The 5,691-nt window shown below is 72.6% G+C and carries 5 protein-coding genes; 1 reads left to right on the top strand and 4 read right to left on the bottom strand.

All coding sequences use genetic code 11. The annotated features are described in order from the left end of the window. The 4 genes from N801_RS20885 to N801_RS18415 all read right to left on the bottom strand — a co-directional run. Nucleotides 1-978: histidine kinase (locus N801_RS20885; RefSeq protein ID WP_211254758.1), on the bottom strand; the 978-nt coding region annotated here is incomplete at its 3' end. Nucleotides 979-1,096: 118 nt separating this feature from the next. After that, the gene (locus N801_RS18425; protein ID WP_035940771.1) at nt 1,097-2,785 is read right to left on the bottom strand and encodes an NAD(P)/FAD-dependent oxidoreductase; all 1,689 of its coding nucleotides are present in this window, start codon (nt 2,783-2,785) and stop codon (nt 1,097-1,099) included. 10 nt (nt 2,786-2,795) lie between these two features. After that, nucleotides 2,796-3,779, bottom strand: coding sequence for a methylmalonyl Co-A mutase-associated GTPase MeaB (meaB, locus tag N801_RS18420; RefSeq protein WP_035940773.1), 984 nt, complete (start codon nt 3,777-3,779; stop codon nt 2,796-2,798). A 50-nt stretch (nt 3,780-3,829) separates the two neighbouring features. Next, complete coding sequence (locus N801_RS18415; RefSeq protein WP_035940770.1) at nt 3,830-5,047, bottom strand: acetyl-CoA C-acetyltransferase; 1,218 nt, start codon at nt 5,045-5,047, stop codon at nt 3,830-3,832. Between the two features lie 166 nt (nt 5,048-5,213). Here N801_RS18415 and mce point away from each other — a divergent pair, with 166 nt between their 5' ends. Further along, nucleotides 5,214-5,672: a methylmalonyl-CoA epimerase gene (gene mce, locus N801_RS18410; protein ID WP_035940769.1), complete on the top strand. Its 459-nt coding sequence runs from the start codon at nt 5,214-5,216 to the stop codon at nt 5,670-5,672. Nucleotides 5,673-5,691 lie beyond the last annotated feature (19 nt).

Below are 5,691 nucleotides of genomic sequence, written 5' to 3'. Positions count from 1 at the left end.
ACCCGCCGGCAGGTCTGCGGGGAGGGAGTAGCTCTCGGAGCGGATGTAGGCCAGCTCCTGGATGACCCCGTCGTGCAGCTCACGGGCCAGCCGTCGCCGGTCCTCGAGCACCGCCGCCCGCGACTGGGCCGACCAGTACTGCTTGAGCTCGCGTCCCGCCCCCACGAGCAGCAGGAGGTAGCACCCCGTCCGCAGGAGGTCACCGGCGTACAGCCAGTCCGTGTAGAGCGAGGGGAAGAGCAGGTAGTTCATCCGCGCGAACGCCGCGAGGGCGAAGGCCGGACCCAGCCATCGGAGCAGCTCGTCGTCGCGGCGGGAGGACTGGACGGCGAACGCGATCGAGGCGACGACGAAGCAGAGGGCCGACAGGCCCTGCGCGGCCAACAGCGCTGGATGACCGGTGAGGAGCGGGTGCTCCGCCGACGGCGAGATGGACGCCTCGTCGAACGCCACCGGCAGCGCGGAGCGTGCCATCCACAACCCCGTCGACGCCGCCGTGACGAGGGCCAGCGGCAGCAGCCAGGCGTGTCGCTGGGCGAAGACCTGGCGGATCGGCCGACGGCCGGCCAGCGAGGCCACCACGATGCACACGGCGCCGGCGACCCGCATCGTCAGGGGCAGCCAGACGTCGAGCGTTCCCGCCTGCACTCCGGGGAGGCGGGAGACGAGGGACGAGAGACCGAGGCCGGCGACAGCGAGCAGGACCAGCCCTTGGGTGAGGAAGCGGTCCTGCCAGTGCCGCCGTCGCACGAAGCGCGCGTGCACGAGGTAGGCCACCAGCAGGGCGATGCAGGCGTCAGCCGTGTCGAGCATCAGGTGCAGCGACGGGCTTCGTACGCCCGACGTCAGGTAGGGGCTCCACAGGATCAGCGCGGTGACCAGCACCCCGAGGAGCCAGCCCGCGGAGGTCGCCGTGACTCCCGGGCCGCCGAGCCGGTGACGCAAGGGCAGCGCCTCGACCACCCCCGTGCCACTCATGCCGGCAGCCTATGAGCGCAGAACCCTCACCGTGGCCCGATCACCAAATCGCCCACACCGGTCCTGACCTCGGACGATGGACCCGGATGGCTCGCTCTCGGTTCCTCTCGCGCGGAGCTCAGCCCGCGTCAGGCGCCAGGAAGGCGTGGACGAGGGGCACGACGCCGGCGCCCTCGCCGCTCGCCGAGGCGACGCGCTTCATCGAGCCGCAGCGGATGTCGCCCGCGACGAAGACCCCGGCCACGGTGGTGGCGTAGGGCTGCGGTGGGCGGCCGCCCTGCCACGACTGCCAGGGCGTGTCGGCACCGGAGAGGACGAAGCCGAGGTCGTCCCGGGCGACCTCGCGCGGGAGCCAGTGGCAGGTCGGCTCGGCGCCGAGCAGGAGGTAGAGCCCGGCCGCGTCGACCCGCTCCTCGGTGCGCGCGTCGACGTCGCGCAGGGTGAGCCACTCGAGCCGTCCCTCCCCTCCCCCGTCGGTGACCTCGGTCCGCGGCCGGACCGTGATGCGCGGGTTGCCCTCGATCTCGCGGACGAGGTAGCTCGACATCGTCGCGGCGAGGCCGTCGCGTCGCACGAGGATCGTCACGTGCCGGGCGAAGCGCGAGAGGTGCACGGCGGCCTGGCCCGCGCTGTTGCCACCGCCGACGACGTACACGTCCTTGTGCTTCACCTCGCGGGACGTGCTCGCCGCGGCTCCGTAGTTGACGCCACGACCGACGAGACCCTCGAGCGCGTCGACCCCGAGCCGCCGGTAGTCGACTCCGGTGGCGATGAGCACGGTGCGGCCGCGCACGCTGGCCGCTCCGAGCTCGACGACGTGGCAGCCGTCCGGGCCGCCGCCGATCCGCAGCCCGGTCACCTCCTGGCCGGCGAGGAAGCGGGCGCCGAACCGCACGGCCTGGGACCGTGCCCGTTGGGCCAGACGCATCCCCGAGATGCCCCGAGGGAAGCCGAGGTAGTTGCGGATCATCGCGCTCGTCCCGGCCTGCCCGCCGATCGGGCCCTGGTCGATGACGAGCGTGTCGAGACCCTCGGAGGCCGCGTAGACCGCTGCCCCCAGCCCCGCCGGCCCGGCGCCGACGACGACGAGGTCGCAGATCGCGTCCTCCCCGATGTCCGTCGGTCGCCCGTAGAGGGCGGCACCGAGGTCGGCGTTCGACGGCCGTGACAGGGGCGGCTCACCGGTGGGCGCCTGGAGCACGGGAAGCTCGGCTCCCGGGCCGGCCGCCGCGAGCACCTCGACACCTGCCGCGCTGTCGGACGCGTGCACCGTGTTGGGCATCCCCATCCGGTCGAGGAAGTCGCGGATCCGGCTCAGGTCGGGCGACGGCCCGTCGGCGATGATCCTCGTCCCGTCAATCTCGGACAGGTTGACCGACTGTGCCCAGTCCGAGAGCGTCTCCGAGATCGCGGTGTGGAACTCCTCGTCCCGCGGCCCCTGCGGCAGCATGAGGTAGAGGTCGAGTCGGCCCTCGGCGAGGCTCTCCCGCATCACCGCGACGGACCCGCGGAAGCGGTCCGCGGGGATGTAGACGAGCCGGCGAGCGCTCGGCATGAACGTCTGGAGCTTCGCGAGCAGGTGGGTGGCCTTCTCACCACCGGCGAAGTACTCGCATGCCGCCAGGGCGACCGGTCGACGCCCGGACTTGAGGTCGGTGAGGACCTCGACCGCCTCCTCCATGCTCGTCGGGGCCAGGATCTCGTACTCCGACGCGTAGCGCCGGGTCAGGACGTCGACCATCGCCTGGCGGTACTCGGCGCCGAGGACGACGATGACCGGGGTCGGACGCGTGCCGGGAGACGTCACCCGCCTCACGCTACTGGCGGGTGCCCTCGCCGGTCACCCGTCCGAGGACCTCGCGCGCCGCGGCATACACGTCCGTGTCGCCGCGCGAGACCGACGAGGCGAGCGCGTCGGACACGAGCCCGTCCGCGCCACCGATGCGGCGGCGCAGCTCCGCGAGGGCGATCGCCTCGATCTCCGAGCGCGCCCGCTCCCGCCGACGTGCCTCGAGCCTCCCCGACTCGCCGAGCCAATGGCGGTGGGCGGTCAGCGCCTGCACGAGCTCGGGCGTGCCGTCCCCGCGGCTCGCGACGGTCCGCACCACCGGTGTCCGCCAGCCCACGGACTGCTCGCGGTTGCCGAGCTGGATCATGTGGCGCAGCTCGCGGACCGTCTCGTCCGCGCCGTCGCGGTCGGCCTTGTTGACGACGAAGACGTCACCGATCTCGAGGATCCCGGCCTTGGCCGCCTGGACACCGTCGCCCATGCCGGGGGCGAGGATGACGACCGTCGTGTCGGCTCGGGCTGCGACCTCGACCTCGGACTGGCCGACACCCACGGTCTCGACGAGGACGACGTCGAAGCCTGCCGCGTCGAGGACGCGCAGCGCCTGGGGCGTGGCGAACGAGAGTCCGCCGAGGTGGCCTCGGGACGCGACGGAGCGGATGAAGACGTCGGGGTCGGTCGCGTGCTGCTCCATGCGGATCCGGTCACCGAGCAGGGCGCCCCCGGAGAACGGGGAGGACGGGTCGACGGCGAGCACCGCGACCCGGCGACCCGCGTCCCGGAAGGCGGTGATGAGGGCGGCCGTGGTCGTCGACTTGCCCACTCCCGGTGACCCGGTCAGTCCGATGACGTGGGCGTGCCCCCCGTACGGGGCGAGGGCGGCCATGACCTCCGGCAGCGCGGGGTGGCCGTCCTCGACGAGCGAGATGAGCCGGGCCACCGCACGCGAACGCCCCTCCCTCGCGTCAGCGACGAGGGAGGGGACGTCGACGGTGCGTGGCGTCTGGGCGATGGCGGTCGGCCTGCTCGCTGCGGACGCTCGGTGCTCGGGTGCTCGGTCGATCAGGCGCCGGACGGCACGGTGAGGATGAGGGCGTCGCCCTGGCCTCCGCCGCCGCAGAGGGCGGCCGCGCCGGTGCCGCCACCACGACGCTTGAGCTCGAGGGCGAGGTGGAGCGCGATCCGGGCACCGGACATGCCGACCGGGTGGCCGAGCGCGATGGCCCCGCCGTTGACGTTGACCTTGTCCTCGGGCAGGCCCAGCTCCTTGGTGGAGGCGAGACCGACGGCGGCGAACGCCTCGTTGATCTCCACGAGGTCGAGGTCGGCGGCCGAGATGCCCTGGCGCTCGCAGGCCTTGACGATGGCGCGGGCCGGCTGGCTCTGCAGCGTCGAGTCCGGTCCGGCGACGACGCCGTGGGCGCCGATCTCGGCCAGCCACGGGAGGCCCAGCTCCTCGGCGCGCGAGCGGCGCATGACGACGACGGCGCACGCGCCGTCGGAGATCTGCGACGCGGAGCCGGCGGTGATCGTCCCGTCCTTGGAGAAGGCGGGGCGGAGGCGGCCGAGCGACTCGGTCGTCGTGTCGGCCCGGATGCCCTCGTCGGTGCGGAAGTCGAGGGCGTCCCCCTTGCGCTGCGGGATCGACAGCGTGACGACCTCGTCGTCGAACACCCCGTCCTTCCACGCCTTCGCGGCCAGCTGGTGGCTGCGCGCGGCGAAGGCGTCCTGCTCCTCGCGGGTGAACTCCGCGTCACCGGTGTTCGCCGACTCGGTGAGCAGGCCCATCGCCTGGTCGGTGAAGGCGTCCCAGAGGCCGTCCTGCGCCATGTGGTCCTTGAGGGTGACGTCGCCGTACTTGAAGCCGTCGCGGCTCTTCTCGAGCAGGTGCGGCGCGTTCGTCATCGACTCCTGGCCGCCGGCGACGACGACGTCGAACTCCCCCGCGCGGATGAGCTGGTCCGCGAGCGCGATGGCGTCGATGCCCGAGAGGCAGACCTTGTTGATCGTCAGGGCGGGCACGTTCATCGGGATGCCGGCCTTGACGGCGGCCTGGCGGGCGGGGATCTGGCCCTCGCCCGCGGTGAGGACCTGGCCCATGATGACGTAGTCGACGTCCTCGGGCTTGACGCCGGACTTCTCCAGCGCTCCGGCGATGGCGAAGCCGCCGAGGTCGGAGCCGCTGAAGCCCTTGAGGCTGCCGCTCATCCGTCCCATCGGGGTCCGCGCCCCCGAGACGATGACGGTGGGGTCGGTGGTCGGGGTCGTGGCGGTGCTCACTGCATGTCCTCCAACGTCGATGTCGGGCCGAGGCCCACGGGCTTCATCACGATGCTAGTCACTGGCCCCCGCGCCCCCAACACGGCGTGACGCAGGTCCCGTAGGTGTCCATCGCCACACCCGCAAGACCTGTATGCCGTCCGCTCACCTCCCTAGGCTCACCACCATGAGCCGACCACCGGGCGAGCCCTCGTCCTCTGCAGCCCTGTTCACGGCGATCGACCACGTCGGGGTCGCCGTGCCCGACCTCGACGAGGCCATCGCGTTCTACCGGGACACCTACGGCATGACCCTGGCCCACGAGGAGGTCAACGAGGAGCAGGGCGTGCGCGAGGCGATGATGGCCGTCGGAGACTCCGGCTCCCACGTCCAGCTGCTCGCGCCGCTCTCCCCCGAGTCGACCATCGCCAAGTTCCTCGACCGCTCCGGCCCGGGCGTCCAGCAGGTGGCCTACCGCGTCGACGACCTCGACGCCGTGAGCGCCACCCTGCGCGAGCGCGGGATGCGGCTGCTCTATGCCGAGCCGAAGCGCGGGACGTCGAGCTCCCGGGTGAACTTCATCCACCCCAAGGACGCCGGCGGCATCCTCGTCGAGCTCGTCGAACCCGCCCCCACCCCCCACTGATTGCGCATCCCGTCCCCCG

It is taken from the genome of Knoellia aerolata DSM 18566 (assembly GCF_000768695.1).
Classification (GTDB): Bacteria; Actinomycetota; Actinomycetes; order Actinomycetales; family Dermatophilaceae; genus Knoellia; species Knoellia aerolata.
Note: the sequence above shows the minus strand (reverse complement) of the source record. Positions and strands in the feature narration are given on the sequence as shown.

Coding starts and splice junctions, on each gene's coding strand:
- mce (WP_035940769.1), top strand. CDS start 5,214: ATGAGCCGACCACCGGGCGAGCCCTCGTCCTCTGCAGCCCTGTTCACG.